This is a genomic window from Pseudoduganella ginsengisoli, assembly GCF_009720865.1.
Lineage (GTDB): Bacteria > Pseudomonadota > Gammaproteobacteria > Burkholderiales > Burkholderiaceae_D > Rugamonas > Rugamonas ginsengisoli.
The window spans coordinates 208,208-225,150 of record NZ_WNLA01000007.1; the positions used below are offsets into that span (position 1 = coordinate 208,208).

15 protein-coding genes are annotated in these 16,943 nt (G+C 58.7%); all 15 read left to right on the plus strand.

Annotated features, from left to right (window positions below; genetic code table 11):
• The first annotated feature begins 276 nt into the window (after positions 1-276).
• The 15 genes from GM668_RS13515 to GM668_RS13585 all read left to right on the plus strand — a co-directional run bounded on the left by GM668_RS13515 (position 277) and on the right by GM668_RS13585 (position 16,887).
• Complete coding sequence (locus GM668_RS13515; protein WP_170305628.1) at positions 277-645, plus strand: ATP synthase subunit I; 369 nt, start codon at positions 277-279, stop codon at positions 643-645.
• Between the two features lie 21 nt (positions 646-666).
• A complete protein-coding gene (gene atpB / locus GM668_RS13520; protein WP_155439479.1) occupies positions 667-1,464 on the plus strand; it encodes a F0F1 ATP synthase subunit A in 798 nt (265 codons plus the stop codon).
• A gap of 62 nt (positions 1,465-1,526) precedes the next feature.
• The gene (gene atpE / locus GM668_RS13525; RefSeq protein WP_155439480.1) at positions 1,527-1,817 is read left to right on the plus strand and encodes a F0F1 ATP synthase subunit C; all 291 of its coding nucleotides are present in this window, start codon (positions 1,527-1,529) and stop codon (positions 1,815-1,817) included.
• 37 nt (positions 1,818-1,854) lie between these two features.
• On the plus strand, positions 1,855-2,325 hold the full coding sequence (locus GM668_RS13530; protein ID WP_155439481.1) for a F0F1 ATP synthase subunit B: 471 nt from the start codon (positions 1,855-1,857) through the stop codon (positions 2,323-2,325).
• A gap of 2 nt (positions 2,326-2,327) precedes the next feature.
• Positions 2,328-2,861 (plus strand): F0F1 ATP synthase subunit delta, encoded by a 534-nt coding sequence (locus GM668_RS13535; RefSeq protein ID WP_155439482.1) that lies wholly within the window; start codon positions 2,328-2,330, stop codon positions 2,859-2,861.
• An 82-nt stretch (positions 2,862-2,943) separates the two neighbouring features.
• Positions 2,944-4,485: a F0F1 ATP synthase subunit alpha gene (gene atpA, locus GM668_RS13540; protein ID WP_155439483.1), complete on the plus strand. Its 1,542-nt coding sequence runs from the start codon at positions 2,944-2,946 to the stop codon at positions 4,483-4,485.
• Between the two features lie 49 nt (positions 4,486-4,534).
• Positions 4,535-5,410: a F0F1 ATP synthase subunit gamma gene (atpG, locus tag GM668_RS13545; RefSeq protein ID WP_155439484.1), complete on the plus strand. Its 876-nt coding sequence runs from the start codon at positions 4,535-4,537 to the stop codon at positions 5,408-5,410.
• A 30-nt stretch (positions 5,411-5,440) separates the two neighbouring features.
• Complete coding sequence (gene atpD, locus GM668_RS13550) at positions 5,441-6,841, plus strand: F0F1 ATP synthase subunit beta (RefSeq protein WP_155439485.1); 1,401 nt, start codon at positions 5,441-5,443, stop codon at positions 6,839-6,841.
• A 60-nt stretch (positions 6,842-6,901) separates the two neighbouring features.
• Positions 6,902-7,327, plus strand: coding sequence for a F0F1 ATP synthase subunit epsilon (locus GM668_RS13555; RefSeq protein ID WP_155439486.1), 426 nt, complete (start codon positions 6,902-6,904; stop codon positions 7,325-7,327).
• A 267-nt stretch (positions 7,328-7,594) separates the two neighbouring features.
• A complete protein-coding gene (locus GM668_RS13560) occupies positions 7,595-10,984 on the plus strand; it encodes an RHS repeat domain-containing protein (RefSeq protein ID WP_211923390.1) in 3,390 nt (1,129 codons plus the stop codon).
• Between the two features lie 50 nt (positions 10,985-11,034).
• Positions 11,035-12,717, plus strand: coding sequence for an RHS repeat-associated core domain-containing protein (locus tag GM668_RS13565; protein WP_170305629.1), 1,683 nt, complete (start codon positions 11,035-11,037; stop codon positions 12,715-12,717).
• On the plus strand, positions 12,717-13,091 hold the full coding sequence (locus tag GM668_RS13570; RefSeq protein WP_155439488.1) for a hypothetical protein: 375 nt from the start codon (positions 12,717-12,719) through the stop codon (positions 13,089-13,091). The genes GM668_RS13565 and GM668_RS13570 overlap by 1 nt, the downstream gene beginning before the upstream one ends.
• A 139-nt stretch (positions 13,092-13,230) precedes the next feature.
• Positions 13,231-14,439 (plus strand): type II secretion system F family protein, encoded by a 1,209-nt coding sequence (locus GM668_RS13575; RefSeq protein WP_155439489.1) that lies wholly within the window; start codon positions 13,231-13,233, stop codon positions 14,437-14,439.
• Positions 14,440-14,447: 8 nt separating this feature from the next.
• On the plus strand, positions 14,448-16,109 hold the full coding sequence (locus tag GM668_RS13580; RefSeq protein WP_155439512.1) for a GspE/PulE family protein: 1,662 nt from the start codon (positions 14,448-14,450) through the stop codon (positions 16,107-16,109).
• The gene (locus GM668_RS13585; RefSeq protein ID WP_155439490.1) at positions 16,096-16,887 is read left to right on the plus strand and encodes a hypothetical protein; all 792 of its coding nucleotides are present in this window, start codon (positions 16,096-16,098) and stop codon (positions 16,885-16,887) included. Before GM668_RS13580 ends, GM668_RS13585 begins: the two co-directional genes overlap by 14 nt.
• The last annotated feature ends 56 nt before the right edge of the window (positions 16,888-16,943 follow it).

Sequence of the window (16,943 nt, forward strand, 5' to 3'; positions counted from 1 at the left end):
TCCACAGGAAACATCATCACGCCGAGTTATAACCATAATCTATATAAAGCGCTGCCGATAAACACTGGAATAGATAACAAAATCATATGAAAATGCGCGCTGATAGCGCGCACATGGATTGCTAAGTTGGTGCAACTCCTCTAAACCCGCCGTAAATCCGTCGCGTTCCGACAGCAAAACCCCCCAAATCGGTGCATCTTCGTTTGACCGGATGGCGAAATTCCTAATATAATCCTGTGTCTTTAGTTGTATACGCTTTCTCTGGGAACCTGGCAAGTGAGTGATGTTACGCAAACCGTTGCCCGGCCCGTGTTTAAAGTAGTTGCCCTGCAGTTCACAATCGCCGTCTTCTTCTCGGCCGCCACCGGATTTTTTGGCAGCCATGAGAGCGGCTGGTCTGCCGCCATCGGCGGAGCAATCGCGGTCATCGGAAGTCTGGTGTACGCGATTATTGTCATGCGCGGAACTAATGACGCGAAACAAGCTTTCCGCACGCATTTTCGTGCCGAAATGGTAAAGGTTTTAATAACAGCAGTGCTGTTTGCGTGCGCCCTCGTGATGTTTTCGTCGGCCGGCACAGTTTGGCTGATTCTAGGATTTGCGGTAGCGACCCTCGCCTATTGGTTCGCGCTGCTAGCGGTTTAATTAACAAAATCTGACGACATTATGACCACTGAACACGGGGGCCACGCGGCCCCGGCTAACGCCACAGAGTATATTCAGCACCACCTGTCTCACCTGAAATCCGCCGATGGCACGATCAATCTGGATACGTTCTGGATTTCCGCCATCCTGGGTCTGGTTTTCCTGACCATCTTCATGCTGGCTGCCCGCCGCGCCACGTCCGGCGTACCAGGCAAGCTGCAAAACTTCGTTGAATGGGTCATGGAACTCGTCAACGACACCGTCAATTCTGCTTTCCACGCCAAGAGCAACGTGATTGCACCGCTGGCCATCACCATCTTCGTATGGGTGTGGCTGATGAACGCAATGGACTTCCTGCCAGTGGACCTGATGCCGAAAATCCTGGAATTCTTCGGTGTTTACAAGCTGCGCGTGGTGCCAACGGCTGACGTGAACCACACGTTCGGCATGTCGATCGGCGTCCTGATCTGCATCATCGGCTTTTCGATCAAAGCCAAAGGCGCTGGCGGCTGGACCAAAGAATTGTTTACCGCACCATTCCATGCTCACGGTGTTGGCGCCATCTTCCTGGCCCCAGTGAACTTCATCTTCCAGATGCTGGAATTGTTTGCCAAACCAATTTCGCTGTCACTGCGACTGTTCGGCAACATGTATGCCGGCGAACTGATTTTCATCCTGATCGCTCTGCTGCCATGGTGGGCACAGTGGCTGCTGGGTGGTCCATGGGCAATCTTCCACATTCTGATTGTAACTTTGCAAGCTTTTGTGTTTATGGCGTTGACGGTTGTGTATCTGGCCCTCGCGGTTGAGAAGCATTAATCAACAACTTTTTGATTTGTAATTTTCGTATCTTTCGTTTTTTTTAAATTAGGAGAAATCTAATGCAAGCTCTGATCGCACAAGTACAAGGCATGACCGTTCTGGCCGTAGCAATCATCGTTGGCCTGGGCGCCATCGGCACCGCACTCGGCTTCGCTATCCTGGGCGGCAAGTTCCTGGAAGCTTCGGCACGTCAGCCTGAACTGATGCCACAACTGCAAACCAAACTGTTCGTTATCGCTGGTCTGCTGGACGCGATCTCGATGATCGGCGTTGGTGTTGCTCTGCTGTTCACGTTCAACAACCCATTCCTGAACGCTGTTAAAGCAGCCGCTGTTGCCGTAGCTCAGTAATAACCGCTCCAACAGGGGAACTTTTTAGGAGCAAGGTATGGACATTAATATGTCGCTCGTCGGCCAGATGATCACCTTCGCGGTGCTCGTTTGGTTCTCGATGAAATTCGTATTCCCAGCGCTGAACGGTGCGCTGGACGAGCGTGCCAAGCGTATCGCCGACGGTCTGGCTGCTGCCGACCAGGGCAAGGCTTCGATGGAAATCGCTGCAAAGCAATCCGCACAAGCCTTGGCCACCGCCCGTGACGAAGCTGCAACGCTGGTGTCCGACGCGGAAAAGCGCGCGCAACTGGTAGCCGAAGAAATCAAGGCAAATGCCAAAGCTGAAGCGGAGCGCATCGTCGCTAACGCCAAAGCTGAAGCCGATCAGCAAATCACCCAGGCCCGCGAAGCACTGCGCGCGCAAGTGGCTGACCTGGCTGTCAAAGGCGCCGAGCAAATCCTGAAGCGCGAAGTCACCGCGTCGGCTCACGCTGACCTGTTGAATCGCCTGGCGACCGAGCTGTAATCATGGCTGAAATCGCAACCGTCGCCCGTCCTTACGCGGAAGCCCTCTTCCGCGTAGCTCAAGCTGGCAACCTCGCGCAATGGTCCGACCTGGTGTCCGAATTGGCCCAGGTCGGCGCCCATGCCGACGTGCTGGCATACGCGCGCAATCCGAAAGTTTCGGATAGCGACATCGCCGCCACCATTCAATCTCTGCTGAAATCGCCGCTGACCCCGGAAGCGAAAAACTTCCTGGACATGCTGCTGGCCAATGGCCGTATCGAGCTGCTGCCGGAAATCGGCGCCCAGTTCGCCCAGTTGAAAAACTTGGCGGAAGGTGCAGCCGATGCTGACATCACCAGCGCATTCGAGCTGAGCGCAGCACAGGTATCCGAGCTGGTCGCGACGCTGGAAAAGAAATTCAGCCGCAAGCTCAACCCGACCGTAACCGTGGACCCATCGCTGATCGGTGGTGTGCGTGTGGTAGTTGGTGACGAAGTGCTGGACACTTCGGTACGCGCCAAGCTGCAGCAGATGCGTACCGCCCTGACTTCTTAATCAAGTCACAGGCGGCAACGCCGGCAGCATCGGCAGACCACATACCCTCGCGCAAGCGGAGAGAAAACATTTAGGAGTTAGTATGCAACTCAACCCATCTGAAATCAGCGAGCTGATCAAGAGCCGGATTCAAGGCATTGATGGCGGCGCTGAAGTGCGCAATCAAGGCACCGTCATTTCCGTTGCCGACGGTATCTGCCGCATTCACGGTCTGTCCGATGTGATGCAAGGCGAGATGCTGGAATTCCCTGGCAACACCTTTGGCCTGGCAATGAACCTGGAGCGTGACTCCGTCGGCGCCGTTATTCTGGGTGCTTACGAGCACATCTCGGAAGGCGACACCGTTAAGTGCACCGGCCGTATTCTGGAAGTACCAGTGGGCCCGGAACTGCGCGGCCGCGTGGTGAACGCCCTGGGCCAGCCGATCGACGGCAAAGGTCCAGTTGACGCCAAGCTGACCTCGCCAATCGAAAAGATCGCTCCGGGCGTTATTGCCCGTGAATCCGTGTCGCAGCCTATGCAGACCGGCCTGAAGTCGATCGACGCGATGGTACCAATCGGCCGTGGCCAGCGTGAGCTGATCATTGGCGACCGCCAGACCGGTAAATCGGCTGTGGCAGTTGACGCGATCATCAACCAAAAAGGCCAGGGCATGACGTGTATCTACGTCGCCATCGGTCAAAAAGCATCGACCATTAAAAACATCGTGCGTTCCCTGGAACAGCACGGCGCGATGGAATACACCATCGTTGTTGCCGCGACCGCTTCGGAATCGGCTGCAATGCAATACATCTCGGCCTACTCGGGCTGCACGATGGGTGAATACTTCCGTGACCGCGGCGAAGACGCACTGATCGTCTACGATGACTTGTCGAAGCAAGCAGTTGCTTACCGTCAAATCTCGCTGCTGCTGCGCCGTCCACCAGGCCGTGAAGCGTACCCAGGCGACGTGTTCTACCTGCACTCGCGTCTGCTGGAGCGCGCAGCACGTGTTAACGCTGACTACGTTGAAGCGTTCACCGGCGGCGCCGTCAAAGGCAAGACCGGCTCGCTGACCGCACTGCCGATCATTGAAACCCAGGCTGGCGACGTTTCCGCGTTCGTTCCAACCAACGTGATTTCGATTACCGACGGCCAGATCTTCCTGGAAACCTCGCTGTTCAACGCCGGTGTACGTCCTGCAATTAACGCAGGTATCTCGGTGTCCCGCGTGGGTGGTGCTGCTCAGACCAAGGTCATCAAAAACCTGTCCGGCGGTATCCGTACCGACTTGGCACAGTACCGTGAACTGGCTGCGTTCGCGCAGTTCGCTTCCGACCTGGACGAGTCGACCCGCAAGCAGCTGGACCGCGGCGCCCGCGTGACGGAACTGCTGAAGCAGACCCAGTACGCGCCACTGTCGATCTCCCTGATGGGTGCATCGCTGTTCGCCGTGAACAAGGGCTACCTGGACGACGTGCCTGTGAAGAAGGTATTGGCTTTCGAAGCCGGTCTGCACAGCCACCTGAAATCCAAGCAAGCTGCGCTGCTGGCCAAGATCGAAGAAAGCAAGCAACTGGACAAGGACGGCGAAGCTGCGCTGGCCGCCGCCATTGCTGATTTCAAGAAATCCTTCGCAAACTAATATCCGGCGGCCCTGAAACACGGGCCGCCACTGCAAAGGAGAAGGACTCATGGCAGTCGGCAAAGAGATACGTGGCAAGATCAAGAGCGTAGAGAATACGAAGAAGATCACCAAGGCGATGGAAATGGTCGCTGCATCGAAAATGCGCAAAGCGCAGGACCGTATGCGCGCCGCCCGTCCTTACAGTGACAAGGTTCGTAATATCGCCGCTAATCTGGCTTCCGCCAATCCGGAATACACGCACCCGTTCCTGGCTACGGCCAAGGGCGACCAGGCCAAGAAAGTGGGTTTCATCGTTGTGACGACCGATAAAGGTCTGTGCGGCGGCATGAACACCAACGTTCTGCGTCAGGTGACGAACAAGACCCGCGAGCTGGAAGCTCAGGGTAACAAGATTGAAGCGGTAGCTATCGGTAACAAAGGTTTGGGGTTCCTGAATCGCGTCGGCGTTTCTGTCGTTGCCCAGGCAACGCAGATCGGCGACACGCCGCACCTGGAAAAACTGATCGGACCTGTCAAGGTCGTGCTCGAGAAGTTCCAGGAAGGCAAGCTGGACGCTGTATACCTGTGCTATACCAAATTCATCAACACGATGAAGCAAGAGCCGATGGTGGAGCAGTTGCTGCCCCTGACGGCTGACAAAATCAAGGCGGATGCCAATACCCACCAGTGGGATTACATCTATGAGCCTGATGCGCAAACCGTGATCGATGAACTGCTGGAGCGCTACATTGAAGCGCTGGTATACCAGGCAGTGGCAGAAAACCTGGCGTCCGAGCAATCGGCGCGGATGGTGGCCATGAAGGCCGCCAGCGACAACGCAGGTAATGTCATCGGCGAACTGAAGCTGGTCTACAACAAGACCCGCCAGGCAGCGATTACCAAAGAACTCTCCGAAATCGTGGCCGGTGCGGCAGCGGTTTAAACGAATTTAACTATATTTGAAGGAACGAACATGGCTGATGGCAAAATCGTTCAGTGTATCGGCGCGGTGGTGGACGTTGAGTTCCCACGTGACGCGATGCCTAAGGTTTTCGACGCCCTGAAAATGGCAGGCTCGGAACTGACCCTGGAAGTACAACAGCAGCTGGGTGACGGCGTGGTCCGTACCATTGCTCTGGGTTCGTCCGACGGTCTGCGTCGCGGCATGCAAATCCAAAACACCGGCAAGCCAATCATGGTGCCAGTGGGTAAAGCAACCCTGGGCCGTATTATGGACGTGCTGGGTAACCCGATCGACGAGTGCGGTCCAGTTGCTCACGACCAGATGGCTTCGATCCACCGCGTAGCTCCTGCGTACGACGAACTGTCGCCATCGCAAGACTTGCTGGAAACCGGCATCAAGGTTATTGACCTGGTCTGCCCGTTCGCCAAGGGTGGTAAGGTTGGTCTGTTCGGTGGTGCCGGTGTGGGCAAGACCGTTAACATGATGGAACTGATCAACAACATCGCTAAAGCGCACTCGGGTCTGTCCGTGTTCGCCGGTGTTGGTGAGCGTACCCGTGAAGGTAACGACTTCTACCACGAAATGGCTGACGCCAAAGTGGTGGATCTGGAAAACCCAGAAAACTCCAAAGTGGCGATGGTGTACGGCCAGATGAATGAACCACCAGGCAACCGTCTGCGCGTGGCGCTGACCGGTCTGACCATGGCGGAAGCATTCCGTGACGAAGGTAAAGACGTTCTGTTCTTCGTGGACAACATCTACCGCTTCACGCTGGCCGGTACCGAAGTTTCCGCACTGCTGGGCCGTATGCCTTCCGCAGTGGGTTACCAGCCTACCCTGGCCGAAGAAATGGGCCGTCTGCAAGAGCGTATTACGTCGACCAAAACCGGCTCGATTACGTCGATCCAGGCCGTCTACGTTCCAGCCGACGACTTGACCGACCCATCGCCAGCGACCACCTTCGGTCACCTGGATTCGACCGTCGTTCTGTCGCGTGACATCGCTTCGCTGGGTATCTACCCTGCGGTTGACCCACTGGATTCGACCTCCCGTCAGCTGGACCCGCTGGTGGTTGGCCAGGAACACTACGAAACCGCACGCGCTGTGCAGGGCACCCTGCAGCGCTACAAAGAACTGCGTGACATTATCGCAATTCTGGGTATGGACGAACTGGCGCCGGAAGACAAGCTGACCGTGGCACGCGCTCGTAAGATGCAGCGTTTCCTGTCCCAGCCATTCCACGTTGCTGAAGTGTTCACCGGCGCGCCTGGTAAATACGTTTCGCTGAAAGACACGATCAAGGGCTTCAAGATGATCGCTTCCGGCGAACTGGATCACCTGCCAGAACAAGCGTTCTACATGGTTGGCGCGATCGAAGAAGCAATCGAAAAAGCCAAGAAACTGGGTTAATTCCCGGTAAAAGGCAACGTTCCCGGCACGCCGGGAACGTTTACCCCCGATAGGACACACATGGCAAATACCATACACGTTGATGTGGTCTCCGCTGAAGAGCAAATCTTCTCCGGCGAAGCCACTTTCGTCGCGTTGCCTGGTGAACAGGGCGAGCTGGGTATCTACCCAAAGCACACGCCGCTGATCACCCGTATTCGTCCGGGTGCGGTGCGTATCCAGGTGCCAGGCCAGGCTGAAGACGAATTCGTCTTCGTTGCCGGCGGCCTGCTGGAAGTGCAACCAAATTCCGTGACGGTACTGGCTGACACCGCGATCCGTGGCAAAGACCTGGATGAAGCCAAAGCCAACGCCGCCAAGAAACTGGCGGAAGAAGCTCTGGAAAACAGCACCGGCAAGATGGACTACGCAACTGCGCAGGCCGAGCTGGCTGCGGCGGTGGGCCAATTGGCCGCGATCGCCAAACTGCGTAACTTGAAAGGCTGATTTCAGCGTTCAGTGGCAGTGACAAAAAGGCAGCTTCGGCTGCCTTTTTTTTTTCGCCTGGCTGTACGCAGCCTGCGCCGCGTTAGTTGACTTTTAATGCAATAGTATTTAAAAATCAATTTCCAATTGACAATTGCAAACTTTGTAATTTACGATCCGGGTTTTCTTTTTTGAAACCGGAGGGTTGCAATGGTGTTTCGCGGTCGTTTGAAATTGCTTTGCACGTATTTGGGATGTGCAGGCTTGTTAACTTTGCCGGCGCTGGGGATGGCCCAGTCAGTGATGCCGGACCCGTATGTCGAGCCGGGCATTTATCCCAACCGTAATCACATCACTCAAACCAATTTCGAAACGATCGACCCGTTTTCGGGGGCATTGAATCACCAATATACGGACATTTTCCTGCCAGGTAATGGCGGGTTTGACCTGAGCGTCATCCGTTCGTATAACAGTACGGCGGCGCAGCCGGGCGTATCGCATCTGGCCGGCTTGGGCTGGAACATCCACTTCGGCCGTGTATTGCAACCATGGCTGCAAAACGACCCCTACAACGACGTATGCAACAACTCGGACGCCACTGTCATTGGCGACAACCCTGTGCTGGAAATGCAGGATGGCGGACGCCAAATGCTGGCATTTACCGGCACTTCGCCATTGATGATCAGTACGCGCCAATGGCGTGTCGATTGCCAGGCGAGCCCGAAAGGTCTGGTGGTGTATTCGCCGGATGGCATGCGCTATGAGATGACCCAAAAGGTCAAGTTGCCCAATGGCGTCACTGGCTGGTACACGACGAAAATTACCGACCGCAATGGCAACTACGCGATCGTCAGCTACAAAACCCCGGATACGAATGAAATTACCCGCGTCGATACCAACGATGGCCGCTGGGTCACGTTTGAATATCTGGACAGCGGCTTGACGGGGTGGACCCGTGTTTCCAGGATTCAGGCTTCTGGCAACCAGTACTTGAATTATGCCTATGACCAGGTTCCCAACTACCCGAGTTCATTCCAGTTGACGTCGGTAACGCGGCCGGACGGCTTTGCGTGGAAATACGAATACAACACGACGGTTTATGCGCCTAACGGCGGGCCGTATGCAATGAAGAAAGTCACCACGCCGGAAGGCGGTTCCACCAGCTATGAATATACGCTGATTGAATTCGACCGCTTCGTCATCGCGACCGGTACCAGCAAAATCACGGTGAATTCGGCGGTGACCAAAAAAACCGTCAGCCCGATCAGCCCGTATTCAACCATCAGCCCGGACGGCGTCTGGACGTTTAAATACACGCCAAGCGCAACGGCAGGCGTTTATGACATGACGACGATGACGGCGCCGGACGGCAAGGTGACGACTTATCGCCACTATGGTCCCCGCTACACTGCCGACGGCATTGGCACGGTCTGGATGGTGGGCTTGCTGATGTCTAAGGATATCGACGGCAAACAGACTGAAACCTATAGCTGGACCAAGCAGCGCATTTCCGGCGAAAAATATTATCGTCTCGGCGCTTACGAATACAAGCGTTCCGATCCGGATACCAGCGTGCCGTTGCTGAGCCAAAAAGTCATTACCCGTGACGGCGCCACGTATTCGACCACGTATTCGAACTATGACGCCTATGGCAATCCAGGCCAGGTCGCGGAAAGCGGCCCGAATGGCGGCAGCCGCACGACCACGCTGACGTACAACATCAACACCAACAAGTGGCTGGTCAAGCAAGTCAAGGATGAAAGTTTCCCTGGCAGTTCCATTACCCGCAGCTTCGATACGAATGGCAACTTGCTGAGCCAGACCCGTGACGGCGTCAGCACGTCGTACACGTACGATGCACAGGGCAACGTTGCCACCGTGACGTACCCGCGCTCGCTGACCCATACGCTGTCGAATTACAAGCGCGGCATTCCACAAAGCGAGTCCCAGCCGGAAGGCGTCAACATCACGCGCGTGGTCAGCGATGCCGGCAACATCACGTCGGAAACCAACGGCGACCAGCGTACGACGACGTATGGCTACGATTTGCAAAACCGCCTGACGTCGATTACACGTCCTGCCGGGGATGCGGTATCGATCAGTTATACGGGACCCACAATCGGCTACACGTCGAAGATCGTCACGCGCGGCACCTTGAAGGAAACCACCCAGTATGACGGTTTCATGCGCCCGATCAGCGTCGACCTGGGGGGCGTGGTCCGCACCACCACTTACGACAACAATGGCCGCAAGAACTTCGAATCGAATCCAGGCGCAAGCATTGGCACCAAGTTCCAGCAGTATGACGGGCTGGGCCGTGTGGGGCTGATCACCAATGCCGACAATACCACGCGCACGTTCACCTATGGCGCCGGCACCCGGACCGTGACCGATGAGCGCAACAACGCGACCACGGAAACCCTGCGCGGCTACGGCAACCCGGACCAGACGTTCGTGATGGGCATCAGCAAACCCGATGCCTCGGCCAACGTTACGCTGGCCCGCAACAGCAAGGACCTGGTGACCTCGGTGACCCAGGCCGGCCTGACCCGCAGCTACGGCTACAACAGCAATTATTACCTGACCTCCGTCACGGATCCGGAAACGGGTACCACCACCTACGGGCGCGATGCCGCCGGCAACATGACGTCCCGCACCGTGGGCGCGTCCGGCACCACGAACTATACGTACGATAACCAGAACCGCCTGACGGCAGTGAGTTATCCAAATGGCGCGCCGGCGGTCAGCAAGACGTACAGCAAGACGCACCGCCTGCTGACGGTCAATTCCTCGTCCGCCAACCGCAGCTATGCCTATGACGCGAACAACAATCTGACCTCGGAATCCGTGGTGGTTGATGGCCGCACGTTTACCACCGGCTATGGCTACAACACGCGCGACCAGCTGCAATCGATTACGTATCCGCAATCGGGCAAGGTTGTCTCGTACGCGCCGGATGCCCTGGGCCGTCCAACCCAGGTGTCGGGCTATATCACCAGCGTGAGTTACTGGCCGTCCGGTATGCCGAAGCAGATCAACTATGCGAACGGCACGGTCACCGAGTACGACCAGCACAGCCGCCTGTGGCCAAGTACTTTCCGCACGCAAAAATCGGGTACGTACTATGTCAACAGCAGCTACGGCTACGATGGCATGGGTAACCTGAGCAGCATCAGCGACAGCGCGGATGGCAGCTATAACCGCAGCTTCGGCTACGACAGTTTGGACCGCCTGACCACCGCCAACGGTCCATGGGGTAGCGGAACGATCGCATACAACGGCGCCGGCAACATCACCAGCCAGGTGCTGGGTGGTTCCAACCTGTATTACAGCTATACCGATGGCACCAACCGCTTGAACAGCGTAACCGGCAGCCGTACCACGACCTATGGCTACGACGCTTACGGCAACGTGACTTCGGGCTCTGGCAACACCTACACCTACGATGGCGTGCCGAACCTGACGTGCGTGAACTGCGGCAATGCTGCAGCCAAGATCGAGTACACGTACGACGGCCTGAACCGCCGCGTCAGCGCCACCAAGGCGGGCGTCAAAACGTATGAAGTCTATGGCAGCCATGGCAACCAATTGATCGAGTTTACGCCGAGCCAGTCGAACCGTCTGGTCGAGTACATCTACCTGGGCGGCAAACGCATTGCACAACGGGTGACGCCATGATGCCCGCTGATCGTTCCTCTTTCGCATCCACTACTAATGCCATGAAAATTTTGGAAACGCTTATTCAATCGACCGGTGCGGCGTGGCAGCGCGTCCTGCGCCTGGCCGGGTATCACTTGCGCGCTGCCGGCAGCGCACTGTTGACGGTGTTGGCGCTGCTGATGTGCTCCGGCGGCGCGCTGGCGCAAACCAACAATGCGCAATTTATTTCCCAGGTGGTGCCGTCCGCCATGATTTCCGGTTCGACCGGCAATCAGGTCTGGGTCACGGTAAAAAATACCGGCACCAGCACGTGGACGGCTGCCAGCCAGTATTTCCTGGGGTCGCAAAACCCGCAGGACAACGGCACCTGGGGCATGGGCCGCGTCGCCTTGCCTAATTCGGTCGCGCCAGGCGACAGCGTCACCTTTAACTTCACGGTGACGGCGCCGAGTACGGCGGGTGGTTACAACTTCCAGTGGCGCATGCTGCGTGAAGGTGTCGAATGGTTTGGCGAATTGACGTCGAACGTGCTGGTGAACTCGACGCCAACGGCGTTTAACGGCGCGGAATTCGTGTCGCAAAATGTGCCTACAAGCATGACGCCGGGCCAGAGCTATACGGTTCCGGTCACGATGCGCAACAGCGGCACCACCACCTGGACTGCGGCCAACGCCTATAAGCTCGGCTCGCAGAATCCTGGCGACAACTCCACATGGGGCACCGGCCGCGTCGACGTGGTGGGCAGCGTGTTGCCTGGGCAGCAGTACACCTTCCAGGTACCGGCCAAGGCGCCGACGACCCCGGGTACTTACAACTTCCAGTGGAAAATGGTGCGCGAGTTTGTCGAATGGTTCGGCGTACCGTCGACCAATGCGATCGTCGCAGTGGGCGTTGCAGGTGAAACCATCACGTATTTCCACAACGACGCTGCCGGTACGCCGCAAGTGGCGACCGATGCCAACGGCAACGTGCTGTGGAAGGAAACCTACCGTCCATATGGCGACAAGCTGAACAACCAGCCAGCCAGCACCAACAACAACCTGTGGTTCACGGGTAAACCGCATGACAGCAACACCGGCCTGACCTACATGGGCGCCCGCTACTATGATCCGCTGCTGGGCCGCTTCGTCGGCATGGATCCGCAAGGCGTTGTTCCGGATAACGTCCATAGTTTCAACCGCTATGCGTACGCGAACAACAACCCGTACAAGTTCGTTGATCCGGATGGGCATAGCCCGATTGACGTGGCATTCCTCATTTACGACATAGGTAAATTGGGGGTAGCAATGTATACTGGCGTGGGCGTTGGGGCTGCAGTGGTCGATGTTGGCATGAGCGCGGTTGGCGTGATGAGCCCGATCCCATTTGCAGGCCAAGCCATGAAGGCTGCACGCGCGGCCGAACGGGCAGTTGAGGTTGCGCGCGTGGCGGAGAAGGCGAATGAAGCCAAGCATGCCGCTAAGGGTGTATCTACCCTGAAACCTGGACCTTTCGCCAAAGAGTCGATCCCTGGGCATATGGGTAAGCCAACCGCAGCTGAGCAGCGTGAAGTCAATAAGCTGATGGAAAAGCATGGCTGCCACACCTGTGGTACGAAGAACCCAGGTACGAAGAGTGGTAATTCCATCGTCGATCACCAGCCCGCTCAGGCGCTCGGCGAAACGACAGAATTCTTCCCGCATTGCATCGATTGCATGCGGCGCCAGGGTGGCGAGGTATTGCAGGAACTTATTAAGAGAGGAACCAACTGATGCTTCAAGCTACGATTAGCCCTCCGAACGCGATTTTGTTTGTTTTTGATCCGGCCAACAAAAACGTGATTATTCCTGCCTACGTGGACGGGGAGCTGACGGCAGCAAATGACACATGTGTTTCTGTCGGAACTCAAGCCGATGTTGATGGCGAGACTGACGTGTCGCTGGGTTTTTTCGATGAAGCGCCAGTTGGGCTGCAGCAGGTGTTCTTGGGGACGATTCACATCCCAAGTGGACGGGTGGGCATCGTGACTTCGCAGTTCCAACGCGTGCTGGAACTCGAAGTGCCAATCGGTCCTCTTGCCGTCATGATTTGGGCCGATGATCTTCGTATGCCAGCGCGCATTGCTGTGCAGGTCAAGCCTGAATAAAGCGATGAAGCACTGATAGTTTGAGCTGAACATGCGGGCAGGTTGAGGCGTGGCGTCTATGAATAATAGGCGTCACGCCGACGTTTGTGCGGCTGGCGCTCAAAAGGCACACAGTTAAAGAATGCTACTGGCAGCAAGTATGAGAGAGCAGAGAGCGGGGAACGATACGCTGTTATTGCACGGCGTAGACGTCCGCGGCCACACTGCCATACTCCGCTTCGAAGGCATCACCGAAGCCGAAGCCCTGCGTCTCGCCGCAGCGCGCGGCTTTCGCGTTGCCTCGGTAGAGTTGGAAGCGGCGGCGCGCCCGGCAGCAAGCGGGCGCGCCGCTTTTCCTTTGCTGCTGTTCACCCAGGAACTGCTGGCCCTGCTAGAAGCCGGCCTGCATCTGAACGAGGCATTGGCCAGTCTGCAAGCCAAGGAGAGCCATGCCGGCGTGGCCGGCGTCATGGCCGGCATGCTGCAGTCGCTGCTCGAAGGGCACAGCTTTTCCGATGTATTGGCCCAATGGCCACAGCACTTCCCCGATATTTTTGTCGCCACCGTGCGGGCTGCGGAGCGTACCGGTGACCTGGCGCCGGCATTGTCGCGCTATATCGCCTATCAGCTGCAGTTCGATCAGTTAAAGAAAAAACTGGTCACCGCGGCCATCTATCCCACCATGCTGCTGGCCGTGGGCAGTTTCGTGACGCTGTTCTTGCTGGGGTACGTGGTGCCGCGTTTTGCCGTGGTGTATGAATCGGCGGGGCGCGACATGCCATGGCTGTCCGGCCTGCTGCTGGGGTTTGGCCGCATGGTGGCGGGCCATTGGCAACTGGCGCTGGCCATGGCCGTGGGCGGCGCCGTGCTGTTGGCCAGCACCCTGTTGCGGCGGCAAGGCCGGACCTGGCTGCTGGAGCGCGTGCTGCGCCTGCCGTGGCTGGCCAGCCGCGTACGCCAATTCCGCCTGGCGCGTTTTTACCGCGCGCTGAGTTTGCTGCTGGCGTCCGGCATTGCGTTGCCGCGTGCGCTGGGCATGGTGGGCGGCTTGCTGGGACCTCAGTCGCAAGAACAGCTGGCGCAGTGCCTGCTGGCGGTACAGCAAGGCCGCAGCCTGTCGTCCGCGCTGGCGGCAGCGGGCCTGGTTGGACCGGTCACGGATTCGCTGATCCAGGTCGGCGAACGGTCCGGCCAATTGGCGGACATGCTGGAGCGGGCGGCCCGTTTTTCCGACGACCAGTTTGCGCGCTGGGTGGACTGGGCGTCGCGGCTGCTGGAACCAGTGCTGATGATCGTGATCGGTGTGGTCATCGGCGGCATCGTGGTGTTGATGTATTTACCGATATTTGATTTGGCAGGGAGTCTGTAGTGAGGGATATGGACGGCGCATGGCTGACGCCGGAACTGATGGCGCAGGCGCGTTTATGGGCGGCCGAGCATGGCTGCCCGCCAGTCCAGGGGCTGGAGCACCTGGCCGGACGCGATGGCGCCGCCGTGATGCAGGCGCTGGCCAGCCATTTCGCCTTTCCATTGCTGGACATGCAGCAGCTGCAGGCGCTGCAGCCAGACTTCGAACGGATTCCTTTCCCTGATTGCGTTGCCCGCGGCGTGCTGCTGGCGGCGCCTTCCTGCCTGGTGCTGACCGATCCCTTCGACAGCGCTGGCGAGGAGTGGGCGCTGCGCCGCGCCGGCATGGCGGCAGGCATGCCGGCCGTGGTGTTGGCGCATCCGGATGACGTGCGCGCTTTGCTGGCGCAGCATGAACGTGAAATGCGGGCAGTCGATGGACTCGATACCCAGGAAGCGACGGGGGAAGAACACGACGTCGCAGCCGTCATTACGCTGGCCAGCATCAGTGAAGACGCCAGCGCCGTCGTCAAGCTGGTCAACTCGACCATCTACGATGCGCTGAAGTTGCGCGCCAGCGATATCCACCTGGAATGCGACGCGGGCAGCCTGCACGTGTCTTACCGTATCGACGGCGTGCTGGTTCCGATTACCCAGGCGCATGGCACGGAAATGAGCGAGCAAGTCATCTCCCGTATCAAAGTCATGGCGGAACTCGATATTGCCGAGCGGCGCGTGCCGCAGGATGGCCGCTTCAAGGTGCGGGTCAATGGACGGGACATTGATTTCCGCGTGTCGATCATGCCCAATATCTTTGGCGAAGATGCGGTATTGCGTTTGCTGGACCGGCAATCGCTGACCGAGCAGGCCAAAGCCTTGCGGCTCGATCACCTGGGGCTGGACCCTGCCGCGATGGCGGCGGTCCGCAAGCTGGCCCGCAAACCGCACGGCATGCTGCTGGTGACGGGGCCGACGGGTTCCGGCAAGACCACCACGCTGTATGGCGCCATTACGGAAATTCACATGGGCCGCGAAAAAATCGTCACCATTGAAGACCCGGTGGAATACCGCCTGCCGCGCGTGCTGCAGATTCCCGTGAATGAGAAGAAGGGCCTGACATTTGCCCGCGGCCTGCGCTCCATCCTGCGCCACGACCCGGACAAGATCATGGTGGGCGAAATCCGCGACGACGAAACCGCCCAGATTGCCGTGCAGGCGGCGCTGACCGGGCACCTGGTGTTTACCAGTGTGCACGCCAATAACGTGTTCGATGTGCTGGGCCGCTTCTTGCACATGGGGGTTGACGCCTACAGTTTTGCCGCGGCGCTGAACGGCATCGTTGCGCAGCGCCTGCTGCGCACGAATTGCCCCCATTGCAGCGTTCCCGTGCAGCCGGACGAGGCAGCCTTGCAGGAAGCCGGGTTATCCGCTGCGGACGTGGCGGACTGGGATTTCCGCGCAGGCAAGGGATGCGGCCACTGCCGCGGCGCCGGCTACCAGGGGCGGCGCGCCGTGGCGGAAGTGCTGGTGCTGGACGACGCGCTGCGTGAAATGATCGTGGCCCGCGCCCCGATCTCGGCGCTGAAACAGTATGCCGCGAGCCAGGGCATGCGCCCTTTACTGGACAGTGCGCTGCATGCCGTGGCAAGCGGCGCCACCACGCTGGAAGAGGTGCAACGTGTGGCAGGGTAAGAGAGCGCGCGCCGTGCTGTTCGTGGCGTTGCGCAGCGATATGCTGGAATGGGCGCTGCGCAAGGGCGGGCGCTGGGATGCGCAGGGCAGCTTGCCGCTGCCGGCCGATGGCGGCGGCATGGCCGGCGTTGCCGGTGCATTGCGCCAGCTGGCAACGCGATGGGGGGATGGCGTGGCGTCCAGTCCCGGCGAAGTGCGCGTGGTGGTGGCGGATTATTGGCTGCGTACGGCCACGCTGCCATGGAACCGCGCTTTGCAGCGTGATGTGGAGGCGGCCGCTTATGTGCAGGCGCAACTGGCCGCCGCCGGCCACGCGCTGGAGCCGGGCGATGTGGTGCGCCATGGCGATGGCTTGCCGGGCCGCCCCGTGCTGGCGGTGGTCTATCCCGTGGCGTTATGGGCGGCGCTGGCCGACCTGCAGCGTGAACTGGGTGCCGCTGTCACGTCCGTGCTGCCGTGCAGTGTGCTGGCATGGACTTGTCTGCCGCGGCGGGGTTGGCTGCAGCCGGCCATGCTGGGCGTGAGCGATGGTGTCCTGGCAATGCTGTTGCGCGGCGCCGGAAGCGAATTGCAAGAGGTGACAGTACGGCAAGGCGGCAAGCCGATGGTGACGATCCTGCGCCAGCGGGCGCTGATGCGGGAAGCCGGCGCCGTTGCTGCGGCGGAGTTGCCGGTGGTGGATCTGGCGCCCGGCGAACCCGTGCCGGCCCACAGCGGCCAGCACGTCATTTGGCCGCGCCACCCGGCCGCCGCCGCATCCCATACCGCAACGCCCTGACACCTCATCAAAAGCCGGTGCACCCCGCCCCCGCGGGAGTTCCGCCGCGGTACCCC

Coding starts and splice junctions, on each gene's coding strand:
- atpB (WP_155439479.1), top strand. CDS start 667: ATGACCACTGAACACGGGGGCCACGCGGCCCCGGCTAACGCCACAGAG.
- atpE (WP_155439480.1), top strand. CDS start 1,527: ATGCAAGCTCTGATCGCACAAGTACAAGGCATGACCGTTCTGGCCGTA.
- GM668_RS13530 (WP_155439481.1), top strand. CDS start 1,855: ATGGACATTAATATGTCGCTCGTCGGCCAGATGATCACCTTCGCGGTG.
- GM668_RS13535 (WP_155439482.1), top strand. CDS start 2,328: ATGGCTGAAATCGCAACCGTCGCCCGTCCTTACGCGGAAGCCCTCTTC.
- atpA (WP_155439483.1), top strand. CDS start 2,944: ATGCAACTCAACCCATCTGAAATCAGCGAGCTGATCAAGAGCCGGATT.
- atpG (WP_155439484.1), top strand. CDS start 4,535: ATGGCAGTCGGCAAAGAGATACGTGGCAAGATCAAGAGCGTAGAGAAT.
- atpD (WP_155439485.1), top strand. CDS start 5,441: ATGGCTGATGGCAAAATCGTTCAGTGTATCGGCGCGGTGGTGGACGTT.
- GM668_RS13555 (WP_155439486.1), top strand. CDS start 6,902: ATGGCAAATACCATACACGTTGATGTGGTCTCCGCTGAAGAGCAAATC.
- GM668_RS13560 (WP_211923390.1), top strand. CDS start 7,595: ATGGCCCAGTCAGTGATGCCGGACCCGTATGTCGAGCCGGGCATTTAT.
- GM668_RS13570 (WP_155439488.1), top strand. CDS start 12,717: ATGCTTCAAGCTACGATTAGCCCTCCGAACGCGATTTTGTTTGTTTTT.
- GM668_RS13575 (WP_155439489.1), top strand. CDS start 13,231: ATGAGAGAGCAGAGAGCGGGGAACGATACGCTGTTATTGCACGGCGTA.
- GM668_RS13580 (WP_155439512.1), top strand. CDS start 14,448: ATGGACGGCGCATGGCTGACGCCGGAACTGATGGCGCAGGCGCGTTTA.